Origin of the sequence: Actinomadura vinacea, from assembly GCF_039532545.1 — a bacterium.
GTDB lineage: Bacteria > Actinomycetota > Actinomycetes > Streptosporangiales > Streptosporangiaceae > Spirillospora > Spirillospora vinacea.
This window is the reverse complement of record NZ_BAAARW010000035.1, coordinates 1-24,889: the sequence shown is the minus strand read 5'-3', so window position 1 is coordinate 24,889 and position 24,889 is coordinate 1. Positions and strand designations below refer to the sequence as shown.

26 protein-coding genes are annotated in these 24,889 nt (G+C 71.0%); 7 read left to right on the top strand and 19 right to left on the bottom strand.

The window, feature by feature from the left end; genetic code table 11:
• Nucleotide 1: 1 nt before the first annotated feature.
• The 8 genes from ABD340_RS38320 to ABD340_RS38285 all read right to left on the bottom strand — a co-directional run bounded on the left by ABD340_RS38320 (nt 2) and on the right by ABD340_RS38285 (nt 9,370).
• Nucleotides 2–1,669, bottom strand: coding sequence for an ABC transporter permease (locus tag ABD340_RS38320; protein ID WP_344595913.1), 1,668 nt, complete (start codon nt 1,667–1,669; stop codon nt 2–4).
• 31 nt (nt 1,670–1,700) lie between these two features.
• Nucleotides 1,701–2,843 (bottom strand): ABC transporter ATP-binding protein, encoded by a 1,143-nt coding sequence (locus tag ABD340_RS38315; RefSeq protein WP_344595912.1) that lies wholly within the window; start codon nt 2,841–2,843, stop codon nt 1,701–1,703.
• A gap of 91 nt (nt 2,844–2,934) precedes the next feature.
• Nucleotides 2,935–4,038, bottom strand: a complete 1,104-nt coding sequence (locus tag ABD340_RS38310; RefSeq protein WP_344595911.1) for an extracellular solute-binding protein — start codon at nt 4,036–4,038, stop codon at nt 2,935–2,937.
• A gap of 476 nt (nt 4,039–4,514) precedes the next feature.
• The gene (locus ABD340_RS38305; RefSeq protein ID WP_344595909.1) at nt 4,515–5,138 is read right to left on the bottom strand and encodes a GntR family transcriptional regulator; all 624 of its coding nucleotides are present in this window, start codon (nt 5,136–5,138) and stop codon (nt 4,515–4,517) included.
• A 110-nt stretch (nt 5,139–5,248) separates the two neighbouring features.
• Nucleotides 5,249–5,650 carry a nuclear transport factor 2 family protein gene (locus ABD340_RS38300; RefSeq protein WP_344595907.1) on the bottom strand — a complete coding sequence of 134 codons (402 nt, stop codon included), beginning with the start codon at nt 5,648–5,650 and terminating at the stop codon, nt 5,249–5,251.
• 178 nt (nt 5,651–5,828) lie between these two features.
• Nucleotides 5,829–6,947 (bottom strand): acyl-CoA dehydrogenase family protein, encoded by a 1,119-nt coding sequence (locus ABD340_RS38295; protein WP_344595905.1) that lies wholly within the window; start codon nt 6,945–6,947, stop codon nt 5,829–5,831.
• 15 nt (nt 6,948–6,962) lie between these two features.
• Nucleotides 6,963–8,168, bottom strand: coding sequence for an acyl-CoA dehydrogenase family protein (locus ABD340_RS38290; protein WP_344595903.1), 1,206 nt, complete (start codon nt 8,166–8,168; stop codon nt 6,963–6,965).
• On the bottom strand, nt 8,165–9,370 hold the full coding sequence (locus tag ABD340_RS38285; protein ID WP_344595901.1) for an enoyl-CoA hydratase-related protein: 1,206 nt from the start codon (nt 9,368–9,370) through the stop codon (nt 8,165–8,167). The genes ABD340_RS38290 and ABD340_RS38285 overlap by 4 nt, the downstream gene beginning before the upstream one ends.
• An 85-nt stretch (nt 9,371–9,455) precedes the next feature.
• On the opposite strand from ABD340_RS38285, the gene ABD340_RS38280 reads away from it, so the two are divergent.
• Nucleotides 9,456–10,073: a TetR/AcrR family transcriptional regulator gene (locus ABD340_RS38280; RefSeq protein ID WP_344595899.1), complete on the top strand. Its 618-nt coding sequence runs from the start codon at nt 9,456–9,458 to the stop codon at nt 10,071–10,073.
• 31 nt (nt 10,074–10,104) lie between these two features.
• The gene (locus ABD340_RS38275; RefSeq protein ID WP_344595897.1) at nt 10,105–10,914 is read left to right on the top strand and encodes an enoyl-CoA hydratase/isomerase family protein; all 810 of its coding nucleotides are present in this window, start codon (nt 10,105–10,107) and stop codon (nt 10,912–10,914) included.
• Between the two features lie 25 nt (nt 10,915–10,939).
• Here the strand turns inward: ABD340_RS38275 and ABD340_RS38270 are convergent, their stop codons facing one another.
• The 3 genes from ABD340_RS38270 to ABD340_RS38260 form a co-directional block, all read right to left on the bottom strand.
• Nucleotides 10,940–12,484: a class I adenylate-forming enzyme family protein gene (locus ABD340_RS38270; protein WP_344595895.1), complete on the bottom strand. Its 1,545-nt coding sequence runs from the start codon at nt 12,482–12,484 to the stop codon at nt 10,940–10,942.
• A gap of 54 nt (nt 12,485–12,538) precedes the next feature.
• Nucleotides 12,539–14,074 (bottom strand): class I adenylate-forming enzyme family protein, encoded by a 1,536-nt coding sequence (locus ABD340_RS38265; RefSeq protein ID WP_344595893.1) that lies wholly within the window; start codon nt 14,072–14,074, stop codon nt 12,539–12,541.
• Between the two features lie 125 nt (nt 14,075–14,199).
• Nucleotides 14,200–14,628, bottom strand: coding sequence for a DUF3592 domain-containing protein (locus ABD340_RS38260; protein WP_344595891.1), 429 nt, complete (start codon nt 14,626–14,628; stop codon nt 14,200–14,202).
• Nucleotides 14,629–14,644: 16 nt separating this feature from the next.
• On the opposite strand from ABD340_RS38260, the gene ABD340_RS38255 reads away from it, so the two are divergent.
• Nucleotides 14,645–14,803 (top strand): hypothetical protein, encoded by a 159-nt coding sequence (locus ABD340_RS38255; protein ID WP_344595890.1) that lies wholly within the window; start codon nt 14,645–14,647, stop codon nt 14,801–14,803.
• Here the strand turns inward: ABD340_RS38255 and ABD340_RS38250 are convergent.
• Together ABD340_RS38250 and ABD340_RS38245 are read right to left on the bottom strand one after the other, a co-directional pair.
• Complete coding sequence (locus ABD340_RS38250; protein WP_344595889.1) at nt 14,800–16,065, bottom strand: MFS transporter; 1,266 nt, start codon at nt 16,063–16,065, stop codon at nt 14,800–14,802. The genes ABD340_RS38255 and ABD340_RS38250 overlap by 4 nt on opposite strands.
• Before the next feature lie 302 nt (nt 16,066–16,367).
• A complete protein-coding gene (locus ABD340_RS38245) occupies nt 16,368–17,426 on the bottom strand; it encodes a sugar phosphate isomerase/epimerase family protein (protein ID WP_344595887.1) in 1,059 nt (352 codons plus the stop codon).
• Between the two features lie 355 nt (nt 17,427–17,781).
• Here ABD340_RS38245 and ABD340_RS38240 point away from each other — a divergent pair, with 355 nt between their 5' ends.
• Nucleotides 17,782–18,825 (top strand): S1C family serine protease, encoded by a 1,044-nt coding sequence (locus ABD340_RS38240; protein ID WP_344595886.1) that lies wholly within the window; start codon nt 17,782–17,784, stop codon nt 18,823–18,825.
• Between the two features lie 30 nt (nt 18,826–18,855).
• Here the strand turns inward: ABD340_RS38240 and ABD340_RS38235 are convergent, their stop codons facing one another.
• From ABD340_RS38235 to ABD340_RS38220, 4 genes are all read right to left on the bottom strand, one after another.
• Entirely contained in the window at nt 18,856–19,245 is a 390-nt protein-coding gene (locus tag ABD340_RS38235; RefSeq protein ID WP_344595884.1) for an RNA-binding S4 domain-containing protein, read from the bottom strand.
• Nucleotides 19,246–19,255: 10 nt separating this feature from the next.
• The gene (locus ABD340_RS38230; protein WP_344595883.1) at nt 19,256–20,119 is read right to left on the bottom strand and encodes a universal stress protein; all 864 of its coding nucleotides are present in this window, start codon (nt 20,117–20,119) and stop codon (nt 19,256–19,258) included.
• A gap of 138 nt (nt 20,120–20,257) precedes the next feature.
• Nucleotides 20,258–20,620 (bottom strand): ArsR/SmtB family transcription factor, encoded by a 363-nt coding sequence (locus tag ABD340_RS38225; RefSeq protein WP_344595881.1) that lies wholly within the window; start codon nt 20,618–20,620, stop codon nt 20,258–20,260.
• A 47-nt stretch (nt 20,621–20,667) separates the two neighbouring features.
• Nucleotides 20,668–20,856, bottom strand: a complete 189-nt coding sequence (locus tag ABD340_RS38220) for a DUF3073 domain-containing protein (RefSeq protein WP_344595879.1) — start codon at nt 20,854–20,856, stop codon at nt 20,668–20,670.
• 426 nt (nt 20,857–21,282) lie between these two features.
• Here ABD340_RS38220 and ABD340_RS38215 point away from each other — a divergent pair, with 426 nt between their 5' ends.
• Together ABD340_RS38215 and ABD340_RS38210 are read left to right on the top strand one after the other, a co-directional pair.
• Nucleotides 21,283–21,543, top strand: a complete 261-nt coding sequence (locus ABD340_RS38215; RefSeq protein ID WP_344595877.1) for a hypothetical protein — start codon at nt 21,283–21,285, stop codon at nt 21,541–21,543.
• A 93-nt stretch (nt 21,544–21,636) separates the two neighbouring features.
• Nucleotides 21,637–22,044, top strand: a complete 408-nt coding sequence (locus tag ABD340_RS38210; RefSeq protein ID WP_344595875.1) for a histone-like nucleoid-structuring protein Lsr2 — start codon at nt 21,637–21,639, stop codon at nt 22,042–22,044.
• A 64-nt stretch (nt 22,045–22,108) separates the two neighbouring features.
• On the opposite strand, the gene ABD340_RS38205 is transcribed toward ABD340_RS38210, so the two are convergent.
• Nucleotides 22,109–23,041 (bottom strand): EamA family transporter, encoded by a 933-nt coding sequence (locus tag ABD340_RS38205; protein ID WP_344595873.1) that lies wholly within the window; start codon nt 23,039–23,041, stop codon nt 22,109–22,111.
• A gap of 73 nt (nt 23,042–23,114) precedes the next feature.
• Here ABD340_RS38205 and ABD340_RS38200 point away from each other — a divergent pair, with 73 nt between their 5' ends.
• Nucleotides 23,115–24,038, top strand: a complete 924-nt coding sequence (locus tag ABD340_RS38200; RefSeq protein ID WP_344595872.1) for a LysR family transcriptional regulator — start codon at nt 23,115–23,117, stop codon at nt 24,036–24,038.
• A 16-nt stretch (nt 24,039–24,054) separates the two neighbouring features.
• On the opposite strand, the gene ABD340_RS38195 is transcribed toward ABD340_RS38200, so the two are convergent.
• On the bottom strand, nt 24,055–24,627 hold the full coding sequence (locus ABD340_RS38195) for a TetR/AcrR family transcriptional regulator (protein WP_344595870.1): 573 nt from the start codon (nt 24,625–24,627) through the stop codon (nt 24,055–24,057).
• Between the last annotated feature and the right edge of the window lie 262 nt (nt 24,628–24,889).

Genomic DNA, 24,889 nt, shown 5'->3' with positions numbered 1-24,889 from the left:
ATCACATCTTGCTGAGCGTGTCGGACCCGCCGAACAGCACCGCCAGGCTGACGCCGGCGGCCGTCACGGCGGTCATCACCAGGGCCACGGCCGCGACCATCGGATAACTGCCGTTGTTCCAGTAGTCGTACAGCAGCGTGCCCATGACCCGCGTCGTGGAGGACCGGACGAGGAGCGAGGCCGTGAACTCATGGGTGAGGAGAACGAACAGCAGCGCCGCCGAGCCGGAGAGACTGGAGCGCATGAGCGGCAGGACCACGGTCGCGTACGTCCGGACGAGACCCGCTCCGCTCACCCGGGCCGCCTCGATGTACCCCTCCCCCAGCGCGAGGAGGGTGGACAACTGCATCCGCGTGGCGAACGGGATCATCAACGTGACGTAGGCGATGATCATCACCCACGGCGTCCCGTACAGCACGAAGGGACGCGAGGTGTAGGTGATCAGGAAGCCGGCACCGAAGATCACCGCGGGGATGCTGAGCGGCATCGAGACCAGGAGGTCCAGGACGCGGCGCATCACCCGGTAACGCTGTCCGCGGATCAGCAGGCACGCCACCAGGAAACCGAGCGGCAACGTGATCGCCATGGCCGTCACCGAGTAGAGCACGCTGTTGACGATGGCCGAGGCCGCCTCCGGCCGGGCCAGCAGCGTCTCGAAGTTCTGCAGCGACAACCTGGCGAACGACGGCTTCGCCGTCCAGTAGGGCGACAGGGCCACGAAGGCCAGCGCGAGGATCGGCAGCACGCTCGAGAACAGGGCGTAGAGCGCGATGACGACGACGGCGGCGACCGACGAGTCCCCTCTCGTGCGCGTCCCCTTCCCGGTGTGGGTGATGAAACGCGACTCGCCGCCCAGCAGTCTCTTCTGCGCAACCACGACGATTATCCCGGCGATGAGCAGCGGCGAGCCGAGCGCCGCGGCCGCACCGTACTGCACGGGGGTCTGCGAGACCTGCAGGTACATCTCGGTGGTGAGAACCTTCACCCCGCCGTTGGCCCCCAACAGAAGGGGTGCCGTGAACTGCCCGAGGCTCAGGAGCAGCACGACGCCCGCGGCATAGATCAGAGAGGGCCGGAGCAGCGGCAGCGTGACGGTGAAGAACACCTTGAACTGCCCGGACCCGCTCACCCGGGCCGCCTCCTGAAGCTCCTCACCGATGTTCCGCAGGCCGGAGGTGAGGAACACGTAGACGAAGGCGCTGAGCGAGAGGCTGGTGACGAAGATGATCCAGCCGATCGAGAACACGTTGAGCGGGCCCTCGAACCCGCCGGACCAGAAGGGCAGCTGGCGCAGCGCGGTGTTCAGGTAGCCGGCCGTGGGAGACGCCAGGAGCGACCAGCCCACGACGGCCGCCACCGAAGGAAGCACCAGCGGAAGGATCGGAAGGACCTTCAGGAAGCCCAGGCGCCGGGGCACCTTGGTACCGGCCCACGCCAGCAGGGTGCCGAGCACGAGCGCCACGGCCACCGATCCGACGGCGAGCCCGACCGTGTTGAGGATGGTGCGCCCGATGCCGTTGACCGAGAACGCGACCCGGTATCCCTCCGCTCCATTGCTGAACGCCCTGACCTGGAGACTCACCAGAGGCGCGATGACCATGTACCCGATCACGGCCGCGAGGGCACCCAGCCCGAGCCGCACCGGAAGTGAGCGAAGGATGTCGGGCACGGCCGGGGTAGACGAACTCCTGGTCACGCGATCACCCCACGGTCGCAGGCTCGGTCGGGCGGCTGAGGCCCTCGGACGCGTCGAAGTAGCGGGCGGCGTTCGTGTCGAAGGCGAACACGACCCGGTCGCCCCGGGCGAGCACCTGGAGGAAGTCGCCGGACCGCCCGATGTCGGCCCGGACGTTCAGCCGATGCCCGCCCTCGACCTCGACCGTCACGTCGAGGTGCTTGCCGCCGAACTCGACGTCCGCGACGACCGCCGGAACGCCCGCCTCATGGGGGGCGAGCGAGTCGGCCTCCGCGGCCAGGCGCGCGTCGTCCGGACGCACCCGCACCGTCACGTCGCTTGTGGAGCGTTCCGGCCGGAGCATCGCACCAAGAACGTCGGCCGTGCCGAATTTCCACGCGCCATCGGCGAAGTGGGCGGCCACCCGGTTCGACATGCCGATGAACGCCGCGACGTACTCCGAAGCGGGGTCCTCGAACACCTCCTGGGGAGAACCCAGCTGCTCGATCCTGCCGGATCGCATGATGGCCATCCTGGTGCCGAGGGCCAGCGCCTCGCTCTGGTCATGCGTCACGAACACCGCAGTGAACGGCTTGCGCTGATGCAGTTCATGGAGTTCGGCACGCACCTGGTCACGCAGCCGGGCGTCGAGGTTGCTCAACGGCTCGTCGAAGAGGACCAGGTCGGGCCGTGCGACGAGCCCCCGGGCCAGCGCGACGCGTTGCTGCTGGCCACCGCTGAGCTGAGCCGGATAACGGTCGAGCAGGTCCTGGCAGTCGACGAGCTTGGCGGTCTCTTCCACCTGGCCGGAGGCGAGGGCCTCCCGCATCTTCCTCGCCTTGAGGGGATAACCGATGTTCTTGCGCACGGTCATGTGCGGCCACAGCGCATAGGACTGGAACACCATGCCGATGAAGCGCTTGTTGGGCGGCAGGTTGAGCCTCTTGGCCTGATCGAAGACGATCGAGTCGCCCAGACGGATCGTTCCGGAGTCCGGGGTCTCCAGCCCGGCGAGGCAGCGGAGAGTCGTGGTCTTCCCACAACCGCTCGGGCCCAGGAGGACCAGAAACTCGCCGTCCTCGATATCGAGATCGAGGTCCGCGACTGCGACCGCGGGCGGACGCCCGTTGAAGCGACGAGTCAGTCCCGAGACCGACACATGGGACATGTTCTTCCTCCCGGCGATGAACAGGCGGTTCGGTCCTTCGGCAGGCCTAGGGGGTGGGCGCACCGCCAAGACGCCTCGGCCTCTCGATCGGCTACCGGAACTGGCCGTTGAACTTGTCAACGAATGCCTTGAACTGCTCAGGGCTCGCGTTCATCACGCCGCCCGTGGTCGTCTTGTCGGCGGTCGTCGCGGTCTTCGGGATGTTGGGGAGCACCGCCGCCGTGCGGTTGGCGACGATCTCCTGCCCCGCCGGCGTGAAGATGTAGTTCATGAGCAGCTGCGCGGCGTTCGGGTGGGCGGCGCCTTCCAGGACGGCTTCGTAGAGCCCGGCCCCCCACGCGGGGTTCGCGAGGCCGCCGTCGACCGGAGCACCGGCGTCCTTGGCCTTGTAGAGCGCGACCTGGGCGACCTGCGTGGCCGCGGCGATCTCGCCGGAGGCGAGCGCTTCGGCCATGGCGGCCCCCGCCTGGTACTTGCGCGGCTTCTGCTTGGCGAGCTTGTCGAGGTAGTCGGCGCCGTTCTGCTTCTGCAGGTAGGTGTAGAAGTCCATGACCGCCGGCGTGAACGGGGCCAGCACGCCGATCTTGCCACCGGACAGTGACGGGTCGAGCAGGTCGTTGAAGCCGCGCAGGCCCTTGGGATGGCGCTCGGTGTTCCAGGCGTAGCTCATCGTCGTCGCCACCGACCTGTTGACCCCGCGGGCCAGCGTGTTCGCCTTCCGGTCGAATCCGGGGGCGCTCAGGGCCGGGCCTCGCGGGTCGGCGAACGCGCCGCGCGCGGACATCCGCTTGAGGTAGTTCTCGTCGCTCATCCCGACGACGTCCGCGACGTGGTTGCCGGTCTTGATCTCCGCGTCGAGCTTGGGCTGGAGATCGCTGTCTGCGGCCCGGAAGACCTGCACCTTGATCCCGTACTGCTTCTCGAACGCCGCCCCGAGCTGGTTCAAGGTGTCCTCGGCGTGCGCACCGTAGATGACCACGCGCCCTTCCGCCTTGGCGTCCGCGACGAGCTTCTGCCACGCCGCGTCACCGGCCGGGCCCGTCTTGTCGGACAGCTGCCATTTCGGGGCGGGCTCGCCCGAGCCGCATGCGGCCAGTCCGATTCCGATCACGAGGGCGGTCACGACGAGTCGAAGGCGGGAGAGAGTCCGCAGCACTGCCGTCCGCGCGCCCTGGGGGGTCCCTGGAGAGGTCACCACAACCAGCTCCTTATTTTTGATAATTGATAAGAGGCCTCATTAGACATGATGCGAGTTGGCCGGTCAAGGGGTGGATGCACAGGAGGTGACGAGCCCGTGCCGGGTCTGCACACATGGGGCTGGCACGGAAGTTTTCGCAGGTCGGCGCGCTCAGCAGGCCTTGGCGCCGGCCACCCGGGCCGTCGGCGGCCTGGAGGCGAGCGTGACCTTCGGGCCTTCAAGGGATCGCCGCGTCGGCGTCGGACTCGGCGATCTGACAGCCATCGCCTTCCCGCCAGGTCAGGTCGACCAGACGGTCATCGGCCGCTCGATCGCGACCGGCACAGGTTCGGGGTCACCGCACGCGCGTGCAGGCCGTCACCTCAGCCGGCGACAGCCCAAGGTGCCCGGGCGACCGCTCCACCGGACGTGGGCTCAGGCCTCCGCGCTGGGCTGGCCGCCGCGTGGCGGCGGCGAGGCCGGGGCCTGGACGGTCAGGCCGTGTCGTCGCCGTCGCCGTCGTCCGGGAAAGACAGGAAGCGCACTGCGTGAGTGCCGGTGTGGCGGATGTGTTCACGCATCGCCTTGGCGGCGGCCTCGCCGTCACGGCGCTCGAGATGCTCGACGATCTCGCGGTGGTCGCGGGCCGCGATCTCCCATCCGGATTCATGGAACCCGCTGGGCACGCTGCTCGCCAGGAGCCCGAGCAGCCACATCAGCCGCGGGGACCGGCTGGCCCGGTTGATGATGGCGTGGAATTGATCGTTGGCCGTTTCCCGCTGGGCGGGGTCTTTGTGGGCGGCCATCTCATCGACCGAGCGATACAGCAGGGCGATCTCCTCCTCGGAGACGTTGATCGCCGCTCGCTGGGTCGCCAACTCCGAGACCATCGCATAGACCTCATATTGGTCGAGGATGTCTTGGCGCCGGAAATCCCAAACAAAGGAGCCGCGCCTCGGCACCGTTCGAATGAGGCCTTCCCGCTCCAGGGCGATCATGGCCTCGCGAATGGGCAGCCTGCTCAGCTCCAGCTTCTCGGCGAGCTCATCCTGGTTGATGCGCTCACCCGGCTTGAGCTGTCCGGTGAAGATCGCCCGGCGAACCCACTGGACGACCACGTCTTGGAGGTTTGGCCGCGGCATTCCATACCCACATTCGTTTCGTGATACACCACAGGAGATTGGCTATAATATCAGAGATATATGATGTCCGATCACGGGTCTCGCGGTCACCCCGACTCGCCCTCGCCTCCCGCCGCCCAGACCGCCGGGCGGGAGGAGTAGGCGACGTACTCCGTCAGCCGACGGAGATCGCGGTCGAACGACGCCTCCGAGACGAACGACGCCACGACCGAGCCGTCGGCGCCCTTGACGACCCCGGAGACGAAGAGGCGGCCACCGCCATGGGCGCTCCCGACGATCTCGTGCCGCGTGTCCCGAAGCCCCCTGCGCCGGAAGAGGGCCAGGATCGCCGCACGCCCATGCACCTCGTGCCGTCCAGATCCTGGCGGCTCCTCAGCGTACGGGGGATGCGAGTACCGTGCCGACTCACTGAAACAGTCGGCCGCGCCAACGAAGTCGCCGGATTCAAGCCGCTCGAAGTACGTCCTGACGAGCCCGAGAACGTCCAATTACCCTCCCCAATCCGTATTTATGATACATTATCAAACACTCCCTGGCGGCTCAGACCTTGGCACCGACGGGCTCGGCCCCGAGGGATGGTGTCGGCCGCGTCCCCAAAGGACGACAACCCGCGACCTTGACAAAGTAAGATGACCGGCCAACGTGGCGACGGTCGCAAGGAATGGCTCAGGCGCCGAGCTTGAGCCGGTCTGCGAGGGCCTCGCGGTGGTGGTCGGGGGTGCCGAACATCAGGGCGGACGAGTGCGCCCGCTTGAAGTAGAGCTGGGCCGCGTACTCCCAGGTGAACCCCATGCCACCGTGGATCTGGATGCACTCCCGGGCCGCCAGCTCGTACATCTCCGAGCAGTGCGCCTTCACAAGGGACGCGAGCACCGGGACCTCGTCCGGGGCGTTGTCGACCGACCAGGCGGCGGTGCGCACGGCGGTGCGCGCGGCGTCGAGTTCGAGGAGGACGTCGGCGCACTTGTGCTTGACGGCCTGGAAGGACCCGATCGGCCGGCCGAACTGGACGCGGGTCTTCGCGTGGTCGACGGCCAGGTCGAGGCAGCGCTGCGCCCCGCCGACCTGCTCGGCGGCCAGGGCGATGGCCGCGAGGTCCAGCACCGATGCGACGACCCGCGGCGCCGTACCCGGGGTGCCGACCAGGCGGGCGGGGCATCCGTCGAACGTCAGGCGCGCCTGCCGGCGGGTGAGGTCCACGGTCTGGAGCGGTTCGCGTTCGAGGCCCTCGGCGTCCGGCGGGACGAGGAAGAGGCTCGGCTCACCCGCGAGGTCCGCGACGACGACGACCAGATCGGCGGCCGCTCCGTCCACGACGAACGACGCCCGCCCCTCCAGCGAGTATCCGTCGCCGGCCGGGGTCGCCTTCACGGAGACGCGGTCGGGCCGCCAGGCGCCGGAGTGTTCCGAGAGGGCCAGGCAGCCGATCGTCTCGCCGTCGGCGAGCGCGGCCACCTCATCGGCCACCCTCTCGTCGCCACTGCGCATCAGCGCCTCGGCGGCGAGCACGCGGCTCCCGAACAGCGGGCTCGGATACAACGCCGTCCCCAGCTCCTCGAGCACGATCGCGAGCTCCGCGAACCCGAACCCCGCACCACCGAGCTCCTCCGGGACGCCGATGGCGGTCACGCCCAGCCGCTTGCCGAGCGCGGCCCAGCCGTCCGGGTCATGACCCGGCTCCGACTCCATGATCCGGCGGACGTCGGCCTCGGTGCCCGACCTGGTGAGGAAGCCGCGGACACTGCTCCGGACGCTCTCATGGTCCTGGTCGGTCGAGAAGTCCACAGGTTCTCCTACAGGTCAGCGGGGAAGCCCGAGCAGCCGCTCGGCGACGATGTTGCGCTGGATCTCGGAAGTGCCGGCCGCGATGGTCTCGCCGAGCGTGCTCAGGTGGACCTTGACCCAGGACGAGACGGAGTCGGCGGGCGCGCCGGGCTCGTCGCACAGGAAGTAGCTCACCGGGTCCTGGCCGGAGTACGTCGTCGCCTCGGCGCCGAGCACCCGGCAGGCCAGACCGGTGATCTTGCCGTGCAGCTCGCTCCACCAGAGTTTCTCCAGGGACGACTCGGCCCCGATCGACTCGCCCTGGGCCCAGCGGGCCAGGTTGCGCTGTCCGTTGAGCCGCATGAGCTCCACCCGGGACCAGCACCACGCGAAGTCCCGCCGTACGAGCGGATCGGCGAAGGCGCCGCGCAGCTCGATCAGGGTGCGCAGCCGGTCGAGTTCGGCGCGGAAGCGGACCGGCAGGGTGGCGGTGGTCTCGCCGCGTTCGAAGGTCAGCAGCCTGGTCGCGGCCTGCCAGCCGCCGCCGACGCCGCCCACCTCGAGACCGGCGCCGGTGCGGGCGCCGGTGAAGAACGTCTCGCAGAACTCGTCGCCGCCGTTGATCATGCGGATCGGCCGCCGCTCGACGCCCGGCTGGTCCAGGGGCACCAGCAGCAGGGTCAGGCCCTGGTAGCGGCTGGTGTCCTGGTCCCCGGTCCGGCACAGGACGAAGATCCAGTTGGCCGTGAGGGCGTTGGAGGTCCAGATCTTCTGGCCGTCGATCACCCACTCGCCGCCCTCGCGGCGGGCCCGCGTGGTGATGTTGCTGAGGTCGCTGCCGTGGCCGGGCTCGGAGAAGCCCTGGCAGAAGACGTACGTGCCGTCGAGGATGCCCGGGAGGAAGCGCCGCCGCTGCTCCTCGGTGCCCAGTGCGAGCAGGGTGTTCCCGATCATCTGGATGCCGAAGGGGTCGTTGGCCCCGCCGCGGGGGACGCCCACCCGCGCGAACTCCTCCGCCACGATCGCGCTCTCCACGGCCGTGTGCCCGCCGCCGCCGTACTCGCGCGGCCACGCCGGCGCGATCAGGCGGTGCTCGACGAGCAGCGCGCGCCAGTGCTCGCGGAACCCCGGGTAGGCGCCGGGATCGAGCCCGCCGCTCCCCTGCCAACCGGCGGGAAGGTGCTCGCGGAGGAACTCGCGCACCTCGTCGCGGAACGAGTCGCCGCGGGTCTGCGTGGTCATCGCGCGGACTCCGGCTCCTCCGCGCGGCGACGCTCGACGGCCTCGCGCAGCGCCGTGCCGTCGGCGTACTCCTCCATGCTCACGATCAGCCCCTGGTCGTCCAGCAGGCCCACGACGCAGGCCTCGAGTTCCACGCCGAGCTCGGTGAAGCGGACGAGGTGCTGCTCGCAGAAGCCGTTGCCGGCGACGAGGCGCCGGACGTCGTCGTACTCCCACGGCCCCGCCGCGTCGCGCAGCCATTGCCACTGCTCGGCCAGGCCTTCCACGCCGGTGGCGGGCGGCCGGCCGGGATAGGTCGCCAGCCGGACCTGGGGACTCATCAGTGCCAGGGCGGCATCCCAGTCGTTGCGCGCCGTGGCCGCGAAGAACGTCTCGGCGACGGCTCCGGGGTCGACCGGGGGCAGGTCGTCGAACGAGGTCCCGCGTCCCAGCGGCGGGAACCGGGGGGCGCGGCGCTCGACGAAGCTGAGCACGCCCTCCTTGAAGTCGGCGCCGGTGAGCGACCGGTCGACCAGGGGCAGCGTCTCGTTCTCGGCCTCCATCAGCTGCAGTGTGGCGTGCCGCGTGACCTGCTTCTTGATCGCCTGCATGGCGGCGGGCGAGCAGGTGTCGGCGAGCTGCCGGGCGTAGGCGACCGCGGTCGCCGTCAGCTCCTCGGCGGGGACGACCCGGTGGACCAGGCCGATCCGCTCGGCCTCGGCCGCGCCGACGCGCCGGGCCGACAGCAGCAGGTCGAGCGCGTGGCCGCGCCCTACCACTTGGGGCAGCAGCCACGAGACGCCGTGCTCCGCCACCAGGCCCCGCTGCGCGAACGACGTCGTGAAGAGCGCCCTCTCGGAGGCGAACCGCACGTCGCACAGCAGCGTGTGTATGAAGCCGATGCCGGCGGCCGACCCGTTGACGGCGGCGATGAGCGGTTTGGGGAAGTCGATGGGTTCGAGGAACGACTCCGAGGCCAGCTCGGGCGGCAGCTCCTCGCCGTTCTGCACGGCGTCGAGGAGGGAGATGTCGGCCCCGACGCAGAAGTGCTTGCCCGTGCCCGTCACCACGACCGCTCGCACCCGCTCGTCCAGGGCCAGCTCCCGCAACGCCTCGAGGTAGGCGACGTGCAGGTCGACCGACCACGCGTTGGCGGAATCGGGCCGGTTGAAGGTGAGCACGGCGACGCCGTCGTCCACAGCGCGCAGGAGCGGCTCGGTCATCAGTGCCTCCAAAATTGAGTATTACTCAGATAACAAACCAAAGAGTCGCAGTGTTAGTCAATGATCCGGGTTATAGTTCTCAGCGATGGTCACTTCCGGATCGACAGACGTGCCGTCCCGTCCAGGTGGCAAGGCCGCCCGCACCCGGCGGCTGCTCCAGCGCTGCACCCTCGACGTCATCGCCGAGACCGGGGAGTTCACCGGTGAGGTCGTGGCCGAGCGGGCCGGCGTGTCGACCGCGACCTTCTACGCGCACTTCGCCACCAAGGACCACGCCATCGAGGCCTGCCTCGCCGTCTGCTTCGAGGAGTACGAGGAGCGGATGAGGCGGGTGGAGTCCATCGAGCACCTGCTCGACGCGGGGCTGGAGGCCACGCTCGCGGCCATCGTCACGACCATCACGCGGCTGAACGAGGAGTACCGCGCGCTTCTCCGGCTGGCGCGCGCCCGTATCCAGGCCAGCCACCTGCTCCGGGACCAGTCGCGGAGCGAGGAGCACCGCGCGTTCGCGGCGACCCTGCGGTTCGTCCAGCTCGGGCAGGCCGCCGGACGCATCCGCGCCGGTGACCCCGAGGTGCTGACCGCGACCATGCGGACGGTCGTGGAGGGCCTGGACAGCTGGACCATCCGCGCCCACCCCGGCGTGGCCGAACGGGAGGTCCCGGAGCTGCTGTCCCGCTACCTCAGCCCTCCGGCGCCGTGAGGCGAGACCGGCGGCACCCCAAGGAGCCTTCATGACCGACTACCACGACATCCTGGTGCGTCCGCTCGCGGGCGACGAGCGCATCACGGAGATCGTGCTGAACCGCCCCGACCGCAAGAACGCCTACACCCAGCGCCTCTGCGACGAGTTGTGCGACGCCCTGCGCGAGTTCGACCGGAGCGCCGTGACCCGCGTGGTCGTGCTGACCGGGGCCGGCGACGCGTTCTGCTCCGGGGGCGACGTCCAGAGCCAGGAGGAGATCGAACGGGGCGAAGCGCATCCGTTCGGGCACGGACTCGTCATGCGGGACACCGGGCACGCCGTGGTACGGAGCCTGCTCGCGGTCGCCAAGCCCGTGGTCGCCGCGATCAACGGCGCGGCCGTGGCCGGCGGTCTGACCTTCGCGCTGGCCTGCGACCTCCGGATCGCCCGGCGCGGCGCCCGGCTCGGGGACACCTCCGGCCGTCTCGGACTGCTGCCCGACGAGGGCGGCGCCTGGTTCTTCCCCCGGGCGATGGGGCTGGAGGCGGCGCTGCGGATGAGCCTGCTGGGCGAGGTGTACGACGCGGCCGACGCCCAGCGCCTGGGCTTGGTCGGCGAGGTCGTCCCCGATGAGGAGTTCGCCGAAGCCGTGCGCTCGCTGGCGGTCAGGCTGGCCGACGCCGCGCCGCTGTCCGCGTCGGTCGTCAAGCGGCTCATGCGCGGCGCCGCCGACATGACGCTGGACCAGTCGCTCGACGCGCTCGGCATGGCCGTGGACGTGGTGAACCGCAGCGAGGACGTCGCCGAGGGCGTCGACGCCTTCCTCCACCGCCGTCCGCCGTCGTTCCAGGGCCGCTAGCCACTTCGAGGCTGTCCGGACTCACTTATCCGGCGGTGGTCGTTTCCCGACCGCGCAGCACATGCTTGAGGATCTTTCCCGATCCGCTCTTGGGCAGCTCCGGGACGAACTCGATGGCGCGCGGGCACTTGTACCTCGCCAGCCGGGAGCGCGCGTGCTCCAGCACCGCGTCCCGGTCCAGGGTCGAGCCCGGGGTCCTGACCACCACGGCCTTGACCCGTTCGCCCCAGTGCTCGTCCGGGACTCCGTACACCGCCACCTCGAGGATCTCGGGGTGCGCGAGCAGCGCGCTCTCGACCTCGACCGAGTAGATGTTCTCCCCACCGGAGATGATCATGTCCTTCAGCCGGTCCTTGAGGTACAGGTAGCCGTCCTCGTCGAGGACCCCGACGTCGCCGGTCCGGAACCACCCGTCCGGCTTGAAGGCGGCGGCCGTCTCCTCGGGGCGGTTCCAGTAGCCCAGGGCGTTCTGCGGGCCGCGCAGCCAGACCTCGCCGTCGGCGCCCGCCGGGACGTCCTCGAGCGTGGCCGGGTCGACGATCCTGATCTCGTACTTCGTGCAGGCCCGGCCCACGGTGCCGGGGCGGTCGTCCTCCTCGCCATGGCGGCGCAGCGGCGCCACCGAGACCCCGCCGCAGGTCTCGGTCAGGCCGTAGCCCTGGGTGAAGCCGCACCGCGGCATCAGCGCCATCGCGTCCTGGATCAGGGTCCCGCCGGACGGCGCCGCCCCGTAGATCAGCACCTCCAGGCTGGACAGGTCGTACTTCTTCAGCGCGGGCTCGTGCACGAAGCCGTTGAGGATCGTCGGCACCAGGGCCGAGTGCGTGGCCTTCCGCTCGTCGATCGCGCGGGCGATGGTCTCGGCCGACGCGTCCGGCGGAAGGATCACCTCGCCGCCGGCGAACAGCGTGCTGAAGATCGACCCGGTGCCGCTGACGTGGAAGAGCGGGAGCACGGCGACGAAGCGCATGCCGGGCCGCATCAGCCAGCGCGCGCTGACCTCGCGCAGCATCTCGTTGACGTTCCGCTCACTGATCATGGCGCCCTTGGCCCGCCCGGTCGTGCCCGTCGTGTAGAGCATCATGAGGACGTTGCCGGGCTCGCCGCGGTCGGCCGGTTCCACCGCCTCTCCGGTCTCCAGCCACTCCCGCAGATCGGACCGGGGACCGTCGAGCGTGACGACCCGCGGCAGCCGCTCGGCCTGGGCGAGCAGGTCGAGCAGGTCATGGTCGGCCAGCACCAGCGAAGGCTCGGCATCCGCCACGATCTGGGCCACCTCGAACGCCGAGAGCCGCCAGTTCACCCCCACGAGGACCACACCCGCGCGCGAGGCGGCGAAATGCGCGGCGACGAACGGCAAACCGTTGTGCGCGAGGAACAGCACCCGGTCGCCGGGCCGGAGACCGGACGCCTCGAAGGCCCGCGCGTAGCGGCCCGCGACCTCGGCCAGTTCGGCGTAGGTGAACCTGCGACCGGCGGTGGTGAGCGCCGGCGCCTCCGGCGTCCGGGCGGCGTGCTCGTCGAGGAGCGCCGCCATGGTCACGGCCTGCGGAACCTGCGTGGGCGCCATGGTGTTGTCCTTCCGTGGTCCGGTCACCGGAGCGCTTGTCGACGGGCGGACGGCTCAGGCACGGCCGGCCTCCTTGTCCCTCAGCGCGTGCTTGAGGATCTTGCCGCTCCCCGTTTTGGGGAGTCCGGCGGCGAATCCGATGATGCGCGGCCGCTTGTAGCGGGCCAGCCGCCCATCGAGCCAGGCCTCCAGGTCCGCCGCGTCCAGGGTCTCGCCCTGGCGCAGGACGACGACGGCCTTGACCGTCTCGCCCCAGTGCGGATGGGGCACGCCCACCACCGCGGCCTCGAATACGGCGGGGTGCGAGGTGATCGCGTTCTCGACCTCGATGGAGTAGATGTTCTCCCCACCCGAGATGATCATGTCCTTGAGCCGGTCCCGGATGTAGAGGAACCCCGCGCCGTCCAGGCAGCCGATGTCGCCGGTCCGGAACCACCCGTCGGGGGAGATCGCCGCCGCGGTCTGCTCGGGCCTGTTCCAGTACCCGACGGTCAGCTGCGGCGTCCGCAACCAGATCTCGCCGTCCTCGCCGGGGGCCACGTCCCGGCCCGTCTCAGGGGCGACGATCCGGCACTCGCAGGTGTCGACGACGGCCCCGACCGTGCCGGGGCGCGGGTCGACGTCGCCGTGCCGGTGGATCGGGGCGATCGCGACGCCGGCACAGGTCTCGGTCAACCCGTAGCCCTGGGAGAAGCCGGTGCCGGGCAGCATCCGCATCGCATCGCCGATCAGGGAGCCGCCCGCGGGCGCGGAGCCGTAGATGACGACCTCCAGGCTGCTCAGGTCGTGGGACTCCGCGGCGCGCTCACCGACGAGGCCGGCGAGCACGGTCGGCACGAAGGTGGTGTGGGTGACTCCGTGCCGCTGGACGGCCTCCGCGATGTCCGGCACCGACGTACCGGCCGGTACGACCACCTCGCCGCCCATGGACACGCAGCACATCACCGAACTCATCCCGCTGACGTGGAACAAGGGAAGGCAGGCCAGGAACCTCATGCCGGCGTGCATCCGCCACGCGGCCGTGGCCTGGGCCGCCATGTGGCGGAAGTTCCGCTCGACCAGCTGGACGCCCTTGGGCGTCCCGGTCGTCCCGGTGGTGTAGAGCAGCAGGGCGACCGACTCCTCGTCCTGGTCGGCGTCCGGAGGCCGCGCGGGGTCTCCGGCCGCACGCCAGGACGCGAACACCGGATCCCCGTCCGGAGCGCGGTCCAGCCAGACCACCGGCCGGCCGGCGTCCAGCAGCCGCGCGAACTCGGCCTCCGCGAAGACCAGGCTCGGGTCGCTGTCGTCGAGCACCGCCCGCACCTCCGCCGGCTCCAGGCGCCAGTTCAGGCAGACGAGGACGACACCGGCCCAGGACGCGGCGTACACCAGCTGGACATAGGGCGGCCCGTTGCGGGCGAGGACGGCGATGCGGTCACCGCGGCGCAACCCGCTCCGCCGCAGCCGGTCGGCGATCCGCGCCACGTCGTCCCGCAACTCGCCGTAGGTCCGCGTCCCGTCCGGCGCGGTCAGCGCGGGATGCCCGCCCCGCTCCCGGGCGTGCCGGTCGAGGGTGCCCGCGAGTGTCTCCACGGATCCGGTCGTCATGGTCACCTCAGGTCCCGGCCTCCTGCGTGAACAGGAACGGGCGATCGAAGTCGAGGGAATCATATAGACGCCCCAGGTGATTTGTCATGAGGAATAACGACATTCCTCATGAGACTCGCGACCCGTTATCGTGCGCGGGGACGCGTGCGGTGGGCGGCCGTACCCGACAAGACCGCCACCACCGTGAAAAGCACCCACCAGGGCAACGACCTTCGCAGATCCTGGAACCGTTGAACGCTGTCCACCGGGTCCTCGGGGTCGTAGACGACTTCGACATCGGTTCCCTGCCTGGCCGTGGCGGGCCAGCTGCGGCGCCTCTCCTCCGCTCGGACCCGGCGGTCGTCGCGCGTGGTGAACTCGACGACGATGTGCCCCGAGGAGCGGTTGCCTGTGGTCTCCACCACCCGCGCCACGGCCTTGGACTTGCCGGACTGTTCCACCCATGCGGCGATTCCGCCGCCCCCCCAGGTGACTGAGAGCAGCCCCGCGAAAGAGGCGATGACGATGCATATGACGTAGACGGGACGATAACGCCGCGAACGGGACTCTGGCATGCTCCAATGATCGTGGATGAGCGCCCCGCAGGTCGCGGCGGTCCGCACCCGGCTTCGACGGGCTCGCGGCTGCGAGGGCACGATCTTCGTCCACAGCGCCGATCCGAGCGGCGCGGAGACGATCGTCCGAGTGCTGAGGCGCTGGAACCACCGGGTTCGGCGGGCGACCGCCTAGCTTGCACGAACGGCATGGATGCCGGAGTGCAGCCACAGGACGAGCAGCGTCAGGGCTGTCGCGGCGATGGGTACCGCGGCCGTTGCCAGGACGATCGCTTGCAGGCCGAAGCCAGCGACCAGAGGGCCGGACAGCAGGACGGTCACCGGCATCAACGCGTAGCCGGTGACCATGTTCCAGCTGTTGACGCGAACCAGTGCCGCGTGTGGGATCTCGGCCTGCAGTGCGGTCGTCCAGAAGACGTAGTAAACGGCCTGCGCCGCACCTGGGACGAGCGCGGCCACGGCAATGGCCTGCCAGGGCGCTCCGCCGCCCATCAACAGCAGTGGTATCGACACCGACGTAAGAAGGAGTGCCGAGACGGGGATGAGGTGGGCCGGCTTCCAGCGGATGCCGATCAGGGCTCCGGCGAGTGAACCGAGGGGTAGGGCCGCGCTGATGACCCCCCATGCCCATGCGCCGCCATGGCCGTTCTCGGTGTAGAGCGGGCCGGCGGTCTTCATGTAGCAGGCCAGGGCCGTGGTGATCACCGTGCAGTGCAGGGTCATGATCCACACCCACGGGCGGCCCTTGAATTCTCGCCAGCCTTCCCACAGTTCGCGGAGGGGGCCGGAGCCGGTCCGGCCGGGTCGTTGAGTGACGAGGCGGCTGAGCAGTGCGGCGCTGATGCCGCAGAACGCTCCTCTTGCCCCTGCCGCCCAGGCGGGACCGACCAGGGTGACCACCGCGCCCGCTGACACGAACCCGATCAGGTGGCCGACCGACTCGGTCTGGTTGATCAACGCGTTTCCCGCAGGGCGTTCGCGTCCCGCCATCAGGTCGGCGATGACCCCTCGTACCGTCGGCAGGAAGACGGCCGTCGCGACTCCGCCCAGCCCGGCGAGCGAGCAGAGCAGCGGAAGCGGAGCTCGGTCCATCGAGAGGGCCCCTCCCAGCGCCAGCCATGAGAGGCAGGCGAGGATCTCCGCGCCCATGAGCACGTGGTGACGCCGGAAGCGGTCGCCGATGACGCCGCCGCAGACGATGAGCAGCGCGGGGAAGGCGTTGCAGGCGAGAACGAGTGAGAGTTCCGGGGCGCCGTACCCCGTTTCCATGACGCCCCAAGCGAGGGCGACCTGACCGATCCCGACGCCCGTGCTCGAGATGACCCGGGATACGAACAGCGGAGCGGCCGATGCTCGCCTGAGCAGGGAGAGCGGGGTCGCCGTTTCCGACACCACCTCGTCGACGAGGCCCTTCGCATCTCGCGCCGCGGACTTCACCTGTCACCTCCGGTGGACAGAGAGTAACGAGTGCGGCCATCCGCGTCACCGGATGAGGGTGACTGTTTCGCATCAGTGATGCGGTGTCGCTGTCGGTCTCGTGCATTGGCGTGCCCGCGGCCTCACTTCCGAGCAGCTCGGCGACCGCCTGGTCCCCGACTTCGGCACACGTTCGCCGATCTCGACGCGGTGGCCGCCTCCGAGGTGCTCGCCGACCTCGAGCCGGTCATCGCGTGAACGCCCGGCCGCTGTGGGCGACGTCCGCGAGCCGCGGACGTCGCCCCGTCCTCAGCCGGCCATGGTCATGAGCGCCCGCGCCTGGGAATCTTCAGGTCGCCAAGGTATTTGCGACCGGTCCAGGCGGTGTTCGCCGACCCCGGAGGGTTGAGCGGTCGCGGCGAACTCGCGTCGGTGGTCTCGTCCACGCCCGCATCGTCGTGCTCGACGAAGAAGTGGTGATGGCCGGGGTTCTTGAGCGCCGAGAAGATCTTCGGCCAATCGAGGTCGCCCTTGCCGGGGTCGACGAAGCGGTAACGCCTGCCGGCGTTCGCGGTGCCGGGCTGCGCCGCACGGGGGCCGTTCGGATCCCAGCGGATGTCCTTGACGTGGAACAGCGGGAAGCGCTCCGGGTCGCGGCTGATGTACTCGTAGGCGCTCTGCCCGGAGATCTCGATCCATCCCAGGTCCAACTCGAACCTTACGTACCGCGGGTCGGTCTCCTCGAGCAGGATGTCGTAGAGCGGCTTCCCCTTGACCAGCGTGAACTCTACGTCGTGATTGTGGAAGTAGAAGTACTCGAAGCCGTTCCGGACGGCCTCCTCGCCCCACACGTTGAACGCCGCGGCCATCTCCTTGTAGCCGTCCACCGTGCGCGGGGCGACGTAGGAATGACCCGTGCCGACCGCCTTGAGGCCGAGCGTGTGCGCCTCTTCGTAGATCCGCGCCCGCTCTTTGGGGTCGTACCAGATGTTCTGCACCATGGCTCGTGGGCCGAAGTGGTTTCCGGCGACCTTGAGGCCGTAGCGCGCGGCCAGCTTCCGGACCTCGCTCGGGGTGCGCCCGTCGTAGTCGCCGCCGATCTCGAATTCGGCGTAGCCGGCGTCGGCCAGGATCTCGAAGGTTCCGGGCAGGTCGAGCTCGTTGTCGGCGACCAGGTCGCGAACGGTGAACAGCTGGATGCCGATGTTACTGGCCGGAATGTTCCGGCCCTTGCCGAAGCCGTGGTCAAGCCGGTCGCCGGTTCGGGGAGTGTCTGCGTGCGCCGCGGTGACGCCCGAGAGCGGCCCGAGCGCGCCGGCCACCGTGGCTCCGCCTGCCGCGCCCAGGAGTCCGCGTCGGGTCAGTTTCTGCCTGTCGGTCACGTCAGTCTCCTCCTCCTGCCCTGAGCGGGCATCGCCGCGTCCGGCTTGCCCGGCACCTGTGACCGGCGGCGACTTTCGCCGGGCTTCGCCTGATCACAGGGCCGTTCAGCGGACGCCTGTGAGCGTATGTCTCGGCTGCGGCAAAAGAAAGAGTTGAATTGGCACAACTTTCTCCACTCACAGGACAAAGTTTGGCGACCGCTCGCGATGAGCCGGTCGGACCGGCCCGGCAGCCGTTCGCACGCAGCAGACCCCGGAAGGACCTCGAAGGCCGGAGCATCCTCTGGGAGATCCGGTGAACGAAGTACCCGTGGAGCGGAGTACTCACTATTGAGCGATGAGCGTGAGGAGCCCCATGAGTTATCCACCGCCCGCGAATTCCCCGTATCGCGCCCCTCGGGACACCGTCCGGTACGGCCTCGGCGAAGACACCGGGCACGGCCTGGGCACGAGCGCGGGCCGCAACGGTTTCCACGATGACCCCCGGTTCGGCTTGGGCGAACCGGGCCGTCCAGGCGTCCTCTCTCCTCCGCCCCCTCGTACGTGGCCCCAGGACGATCCGTTCAGCCGCCCCGCGCCGCCCGACCCGTGGACGTTCCCGGAGTTCGACGAACCCCGCCGCGGCGGCCGGGGCGGCCCCGGCAAGGCGGTCGTCGCGGCCGTGGTGGCGGCGCTGCTGATCGGGGGCCTGACCGGAGGGGTGGCCGGGGCGGCCGCCGGGCGGATGACCGCCGGCGGCCAGGCGTCCACGGCGGTGCCGGAGTCGGCGACCGGGCCGGTGAGCCGCACGGCCGGCGATCTGAGCAGCGTGGCCGCGCGGGTGCAGACGAGCGTGGCGTCCATCGAGGTGCGGTCCGGGAGCGGGCAGGGCACCGGGTCCGGGTTCGTGATCGGCCAGCGCGGCCGGGTGCTGACCAACGCGCACGTCGTCGGGGACGGCGGGCAGGTCACCGTGGTGCTGGCCGACCAGCGCCGGCTGGCGGCCCGTGTCGTGGGCTCCGACCGCGCCAACGACCTGGCGGTGCTGGCGATCCCCGCCGGTCAGAGCCCGGCGCCGCTGCGGTTCGGGCGTTCCGCGCAGGTGCGGGTCGGCGAGCCGGTGCTCGCGCTCGGCTCCCCGCTGGGCCTGCAAGGGACCATCACCAGCGGCATCGTCAGCGCGCTGAACCGCGAGGTCCGCCTGGGCGAGGGCGGGAGCGGGGGCACCGCCCTGCAGACCGACGCCTCGATCAACCCGGGCAACTCCGGCGGCCCGCTGGTCAACGCCCGCGGCGAGGTCATCGGGGTCAACACGGCGATCGCGACCCTGATGCGCGGCGGAGGCGGCGGCTCGATCGGCATCGGATTCGCCATCCCGGCGGACCGGGCACGGGAGGGCGCCCAGCGGCTCGCCGGCTGACGCGAAGGTCGGCGGGACTTTGCCTTGGCGTCAGCCTTGCCCCGTCTGGCGGCGGAAGAGGCGTTCCAGCTCGCGGCGGTCGCGCTTGGTGGGACGTCCCGCGCCGGGCTCGCGCCTGGCGATCGGGATCAGCGCCTCGCGCGGTGGCGGCGGCGGGCTCTTGTCGATCAGGCATTCCTGGGCGACGGGCGCCCCGACCCGCTTCTTGATGACGCGCTGGACGACGACGATCCGCTCGCGCCCGTCGAGCCGCAGCCGCACCTCGTCACCCGGCCGCACCGCGGAGGCCGGCTTGACCCTGACGTCGTTCACCCGCACATGCCCCGCGCGGCACGCGTTGGTCGCCATGGAACGGGTCTTGACCAGCCGTACGGACCACAGCCATACATCGACCCGTACCGAGCCTGCCTCAGCCTCCATATCGGTGACCCTATTCGACCCGATTCGTTAGGCGCATGTGCATTATGGCGACGGGGCTGTGGGCGTGGTGGATCACGCCGTGGCTCACCGAACCGAGCCTGGGCGCGTCGAACCAGTCGTGGTCGTGGGTGCCGACCACGATGAGGGCGGCCCGGCGGGACGCTTCGCAGAGGGCGCTGACGGGGTGGTCGCGGACGATCTCCTCCACGGCCTCGACGTCCGGGTAGAGCTCCCGCAGGGGCGCGAGCCCGCGAACGATCTCCCTCCTCAGCTTCTCCTCCACGTCTCGGACGTCGACCTCGGGTGCGGTCGTGCCGGACAGCCGCCAGGCGTGCAGGACCCGGACGCGGGCGCCCCGCACTGAGGCGGCGTCGAAGGCGTACCGGAGGGTCCGGGTGGGGTCGGCGACCAGGTCGACGCCGGCGACGACCTCGCCGTCGGCGGCCTCGGCGTCGCCGCGCACGATCACGACGGGCGCGGCGGCGTGCCCGGCCAGGCGCAGGCCGGTGGAGCCGAGCAGCAGGCTGGCGAACCCGCCGCGGCCGCGGTGCCCGACCACCACCTCGAAGGCGTGCCGGGACCGGTCGGCCAGGGCGGTGGCGGTGGCCTCGGCGACCAGTTCGGTGGTGATCTCGATCCCGGGACGCCGCTCGCGGGCCAGCCGTTCGGCGCCGGCCAGCAGTTCCTCGCCGGCCGCGGTCACCGGGCGGGCGAACTGGCCGGGCGCGAACAGCGGCAGCTCGTACAGGCCCTTGTCGATCGAGTGGACGACGCGCAGCGGCAGGCCGCGCAGCGCCGCCTCGTCCGCCGCCCACCGCACGGCGCGGTCGGCGCCGGGAGAGCCGTCGGTGCCCACGACGATGGGATCGGTCATGCGGTGTCAGCTCCTCGAGTGCGGATCGGCCGGCGCGATCTTCACTGTGGTCGAGGAGCGGCGGGCTCAGATACTCCGCTGCGGCCTTTTCACCGGCGCACTACCAGGAATTGGGGAAAGCAGCACGGGGCGGCCCCGTCACCGGGCGGCGAGCCGGGCCCCGCCGTCCGGCGCCGTGCCGGACCCGAGCCCGGCCAGCGGCTCCCCCCGACCGCTCTGCAGCCCGGTCAGGATCCGCCGGGCGGCGCCCATCAGCTCGGTCACGTCGCCGCCCGCCAGCGCGTAGGTCACCGTCGTCCGCTCGCGGCGGGCCGTCACGATGCCGGCGCGGCGCAGCACCGCCAGCTGCTGGGAGAGGTTGGACGCCTCCACGTCGATCTCGGCCAGCAGGTCCCGGACGGGCCTGGGCCCGTCGCACAGCAGTTCCAGCACCCGGACGCGCACCGGGTGGCCGAGCGTCTTGAACAGGTCGGCCTTGGCCTGATGAAGGGGAACGGGCATCCCTCAGATTATCGCCCGGGGCCCGCGAGGAGCGCGGGCGCCACGGGTCAGGCACCGGGCTCCCGGTCGTGCTCGTCGGCGGCGTCCTCGGGGACGGGAACCTGCCGGACCTGCGACTCGGGGGCGTCGGTGACGCCCATCTCGCGGCGCAGCCGGTCGAGGTCGGTACCGCCTCCGCTGTACTTCAGCTTGCGCGCGACCTTCGTCTGCTTGGCCTTGGCCCGACCGCGTCCCATACGCCCGACCTCTCTCGTTCAAGGGCCACGTCACCCTTGAACGACGCGGCCCGGCTATCGCCGACTCATGCGGAGCACGCCGCAAAGTGTAGCCAATTGAAAAATTGTGCAACTCGAAGACGCGATGTGACGGCCCCCACATCCGGCGCCACAGCGGCCCGCCCCGCCCGGGGCGGGCCGCCTCCGGCCCTGGTCATGAGGATGTTTCTTCCAGTGCACGGTCATCTGTCGATTGCAGGGAGTCGCCGGGGCGGTCCGGGCCGGTGGCGTGCCGGGACGGGAGCACGGCGATCGCGACGATCGCCGTGCCGGCGAACAGGACGGCCGCGGCGAGGAAGACGAACAGGTTGGCCCCGGCGACCCGGCGGCTGCGCAGCAGGCGCCGAGGAGCAGGAACCCGCCGAAGGTGAGGGCGTAGACCAGGCCGTGCACGCCTACCGGGCGGCCTGGTACTACACCGTCGGGGAGATCCTCGTCAGGGCCGCGGCCGCGCGCCGCCGCGCGGAGGGCGAGCGTCCCACCTACCGCGACCGGGCGTTCGCCGACCTGGACCCCGAGGTCCACCCCCGGCTGTCCGCGCTCGCCGGCCGGTGGGCCCCGCTCACCGCCGCCGACACCTACGCCGACGGGCTCCGCGCGCTGCTGGACGGCCTGCTCGCCCGGCACGGCGGCGAGCGGGCCGGCTGAGGCCCGGCGAAGGCGGGGGCGCGCCGCGCGGGCGGCCCGACCCGGCCCTGGAGTCCGCTAGCGTCTGGGTAGCCAGCTAGCGGAAAGGACCACATGGCGGAGAAGGTCATCCTCGTAGACGACATCGACGGCACCGAGGACAGCGATGTCGCCAAGCGGGACTTCGACGTCCTCGGGCGGAAGTTCACGATCGACCTGAGCGACGCGAACGACAAGCGCCTGCGGGACGCGATCGACACCATCGAGGCGTTCGTCGCCAAGTCCCGCGAGGTGAAGGCCGCCGGGCGCGGGCGCAAGGCCGCGAGCCCGGCCAAGGTCAAGGGCTACACCAACTCCGACGTGCGCGAGTGGGCCAGGGCCAACGACGTCGAGGTGTCGGCCAAGGGAGTGATCGCCGACGAGGTGTACGCGGCGTTCATCGAGGCCCACCCCGACGCCGCGCCCGACGGCACGCCCGCGTCCGGGAGCGACCCGAAGGACGAGCCCGGAGACGATACGTAGGGCCTGACCTCAGGTACCGCGCGAGCGCGCTACCTGGCCGGTGAGGCGACGCCGGAGGCGAGCCTCACCGGCCGGATCGCGAAGCGATGTCGCGCTCGCACCAAGCACGGTCAGGGTGCGAGCCGCCAGGCGAGCCCCTGGGCCGGGATTGAATGGACACAGCCACGCCGGCGGACGCGACGCTGACGCAGCCGATCGCGAACCACTGCGGCCAGGCGAGCCGTTCGTCCAGCAGCATCAGCCCCGCCATCGCCCCCGCGGCCGGTTCCAGGCTCACCATCACGGCCACCACCCGTTCCGGGAGGCGGCGCAGGGCGGCCTGGTCGAGCGACCAGGGGAGCACGGCCGACACCAGCGCGGTCGCGGCCCCGGCGAGGAGCACCTCACCGCCGAGCAGAGCGGTCCCGGCGGTCGCCGGCCCGAGCGGCAGCGTGATCAAAGCCGCGAAGACCACCGCCCAGGTCAGCTCGGCCCCGTCCGCCCCGCGGGCGCCGACCCGCTTGTTGAGCACCAGGTAGGCGGCCATGAACCCGCCGGAGGCCAGCGCGAACGCGACGCCCGCCGCCGAGGGCGCGGCCTCCGCGCCGTCCCCCGGACGGTAGATCAGCACCACCCCCAGGGCGGCGAGCGCCGTCCAGAGCAGATCGGCGGCCCGGCGCGCCCCCGCCAGGGCCAGCGTGAGCGGTCCCAGGAACTGCACGGTGGACGCGATCCCGACCGGCAGGCGCTCCATCGCGGGATAGATGAACTGCATGCCCGCGATGGCCGCCCCGAGGAAGCCGATCAGGGGCAGCGCGTCCCGCCGCGGCGGGCGCGGGCGCCACAGCACGAGCAGGATCGCGGCGGCGAACGCGAGCCGCAGCGTGACGACCCCGAGCGCGCCCACCTCAGCGAACATGGTCTTCCCCAGAGCCTGGCCGGTCTGGACGGCCAGGACGCTGCCGAGGACCAGGAGCGGCGCGGGCACGAGCCGGGCCCGGCGGCCGTGATCTTCCATGCCGGTAGTCTGCGAGCGGTCGATCATGCGGGTCCATCGAAAGATTCCGCAGGGTTCCATGTTGAATGGCCACATGATCGACCCTCGACTGCGAACGCTGCGCGTCCTCCAGCAGGAGGGCACGGTCACCGCGGCCGCCGACGTCCTGCACCTGACGCCTTCGACGGTCTCCCAGCAGCTGCGCGGGCTGGCCAAGGATCTCGGGGTGCAGTTGCTGGAGGCGCAGGGCCGCCGCGTCCGGCTCACGCCCGCCGCGTACACGGTGCTCGACCACGCCGACGCGCTCTGCTCCCAGTGGGAACGCGCCCAGGCCGACCTCGCCGAGCACCGCCGGGGCGGCTTCGGCCAGGTGCGGTTCGCCGCCGTGTCCAGCGCGCTGGCCGCCCTCGTCACCCCGGCGGCCGCACGGCTGCGCGAGGAGCATCCCCGGCTGACCGTGCGGATGGCCGAGGAGGAGAGCGAGAAGGTGTTCTCGCTGCTGCTGGCGCGCCGTACCGACATCGCCGTGGTGATCCCGACCGCGGACGGCCCGCCGCCCGACGACCCGCGCTTCGACCAGCGTCCGCTGCTGGACGAGCCGCAGGACCTGCTCGTCGCGCCGGATCACCCGCTGGCCGGCGGCGGCGCCGTGCGGCTGGCCGACGCGGCGCGCGAGCCCTGGATCGGCTCCCCGGGCCGCCCCGACCAGCACCAGGTCATGATCACCGCGTGCGCCGCGGCCGGGTTCACGCCCCGCATCGCGCACCACGCCAATGACTGGTTCGCCGTCTCCGCGATGGTCGCCGAGGGTTTCGGGATCGCGATCGTCCCCCGGCTCGCGCCGCTGCCGCCCGGGGACCAGGTGGTCCGGGTGCCGCTGCGCGGGGAGCCGGTGCCGTCCCGGCGGATCATCACCTGCGTCCGCTGGGGCAGCGACCGGCAGCCTCCGATCGCGCACGGCCTGGAGGCGCTCCGCCGGGCCGCGGCCGAGCGGCGGGCGCGCGGACGTCCCCGATGAGCGCCCGCCGCGGGGATCAGGAGTCGGCCCCGAGGCCGATCTGCCGGAGGGCCTCCCGCAGGACGGTCTCGTACGGTGTGCCGTCGTCGAGCCGGAGCCAGTAGCCGGTCGCGGCGGCGGTCGCGCCGACCGCGGACGCGGCCAGCACGGCGGCCGACAGCTCGTCGGCGCCGCTGCGCTCGCCGATCGCGGCGGCCAGCGGCGGCTCGATCTCGGCCATGGCCTTGAGGTACTCGCCGCGCAGCGACGGATTGGAGGCGATCATGCGGATGATCGACCGGTCCGGGTCGGCGGCCGCGTACACCTCGACCACGGCGGCGACCAGCGCCTCGTGCAGCGGCTCGTCCCCCGGACGGGCCCGCAGCGCCGCCGCGACCTGCTCGCCGCGGTCCGCCGCGACGGCGCAGATCGCCTCTTCGCGGCTGGAGAAGTGGTTGTTGTAGGTGCGCGGCGAGACGCCGGCCAGCTCGGCGATCTGCGCGACGCGCACGTTCTCCGGGCCGTTCTCGAGGGCCAGGCGGAGAGCGGCCGCGCTGATGGCGGCACGGGTGGCGAGCCGGTTGCGGGTGCGCAGGTCCAGATCGTCCATGGGCGCAGTCTAGCAACGAGCTTTGCGGGACGCGCAATTTGTGCGTGCCACGCAAGTTGTGGTTACAGTACCGGCGTCAGGGATTGGCACTCCCCGAGTGAGAGTGCCAATCGGGGGCCGTCATGGATCCGGCTGGCGACACCCCTTCCGGGGTGGTCCGTCGCGGGCGCCGGCCAGGTCCGTCACGGCCGTCTTGTCCCGGGAGGACTGGAGCCTATGGCTGCAAAGATGATCGCGTTCGATGAGGAGGCCCGTCGGGGTC

Excerpts from the sequence above, each read along its gene's own strand:
- ABD340_RS38205 (WP_344595873.1), bottom strand. The coding sequence starts at position 23,041 with ATGGAAGATCACGGCCGCCGGGCCCGGCTCGTGCCCGCGCCGCTCCTG.
- ABD340_RS38260 (WP_344595891.1), bottom strand. The coding sequence starts at position 14,628 with ATGCCAGAGTCCCGTTCGCGGCGTTATCGTCCCGTCTACGTCATATGC.
- ABD340_RS38265 (WP_344595893.1), bottom strand. The coding sequence starts at position 14,074 with ATGACGACCGGATCCGTGGAGACACTCGCGGGCACCCTCGACCGGCAC.
- ABD340_RS38240 (WP_344595886.1), top strand. The coding sequence starts at position 17,782 with ATGAGTTATCCACCGCCCGCGAATTCCCCGTATCGCGCCCCTCGGGAC.
- ABD340_RS38290 (WP_344595903.1), bottom strand. The coding sequence starts at position 8,168 with ATGACCACGCAGACCCGCGGCGACTCGTTCCGCGACGAGGTGCGCGAG.
- ABD340_RS38195 (WP_344595870.1), bottom strand. The coding sequence starts at position 24,627 with ATGGACGATCTGGACCTGCGCACCCGCAACCGGCTCGCCACCCGTGCC.
- ABD340_RS38255 (WP_344595890.1), top strand. The coding sequence starts at position 14,645 with ATGAGCGCCCCGCAGGTCGCGGCGGTCCGCACCCGGCTTCGACGGGCT.
- ABD340_RS38275 (WP_344595897.1), top strand. The coding sequence starts at position 10,105 with ATGACCGACTACCACGACATCCTGGTGCGTCCGCTCGCGGGCGACGAG.
- ABD340_RS38225 (WP_344595881.1), bottom strand. The coding sequence starts at position 20,620 with ATGCCCGTTCCCCTTCATCAGGCCAAGGCCGACCTGTTCAAGACGCTC.
- ABD340_RS38230 (WP_344595883.1), bottom strand. The coding sequence starts at position 20,119 with ATGACCGATCCCATCGTCGTGGGCACCGACGGCTCTCCCGGCGCCGAC.
- ABD340_RS38200 (WP_344595872.1), top strand. The coding sequence starts at position 23,115 with ATGATCGACCCTCGACTGCGAACGCTGCGCGTCCTCCAGCAGGAGGGC.
- ABD340_RS38210 (WP_344595875.1), top strand. The coding sequence starts at position 21,637 with ATGGCGGAGAAGGTCATCCTCGTAGACGACATCGACGGCACCGAGGAC.
- ABD340_RS38270 (WP_344595895.1), bottom strand. The coding sequence starts at position 12,484 with ATGGCGCCCACGCAGGTTCCGCAGGCCGTGACCATGGCGGCGCTCCTC.
- ABD340_RS38315 (WP_344595912.1), bottom strand. The coding sequence starts at position 2,843 with ATGTCCCATGTGTCGGTCTCGGGACTGACTCGTCGCTTCAACGGGCGT.
- ABD340_RS38285 (WP_344595901.1), bottom strand. The coding sequence starts at position 9,370 with ATGACCGAGCCGCTCCTGCGCGCTGTGGACGACGGCGTCGCCGTGCTC.
- ABD340_RS38220 (WP_344595879.1), bottom strand. The coding sequence starts at position 20,856 with ATGGGACGCGGTCGGGCCAAGGCCAAGCAGACGAAGGTCGCGCGCAAG.
- ABD340_RS38280 (WP_344595899.1), top strand. The coding sequence starts at position 9,456 with ATGGTCACTTCCGGATCGACAGACGTGCCGTCCCGTCCAGGTGGCAAG.
- ABD340_RS38235 (WP_344595884.1), bottom strand. The coding sequence starts at position 19,245 with ATGGAGGCTGAGGCAGGCTCGGTACGGGTCGATGTATGGCTGTGGTCC.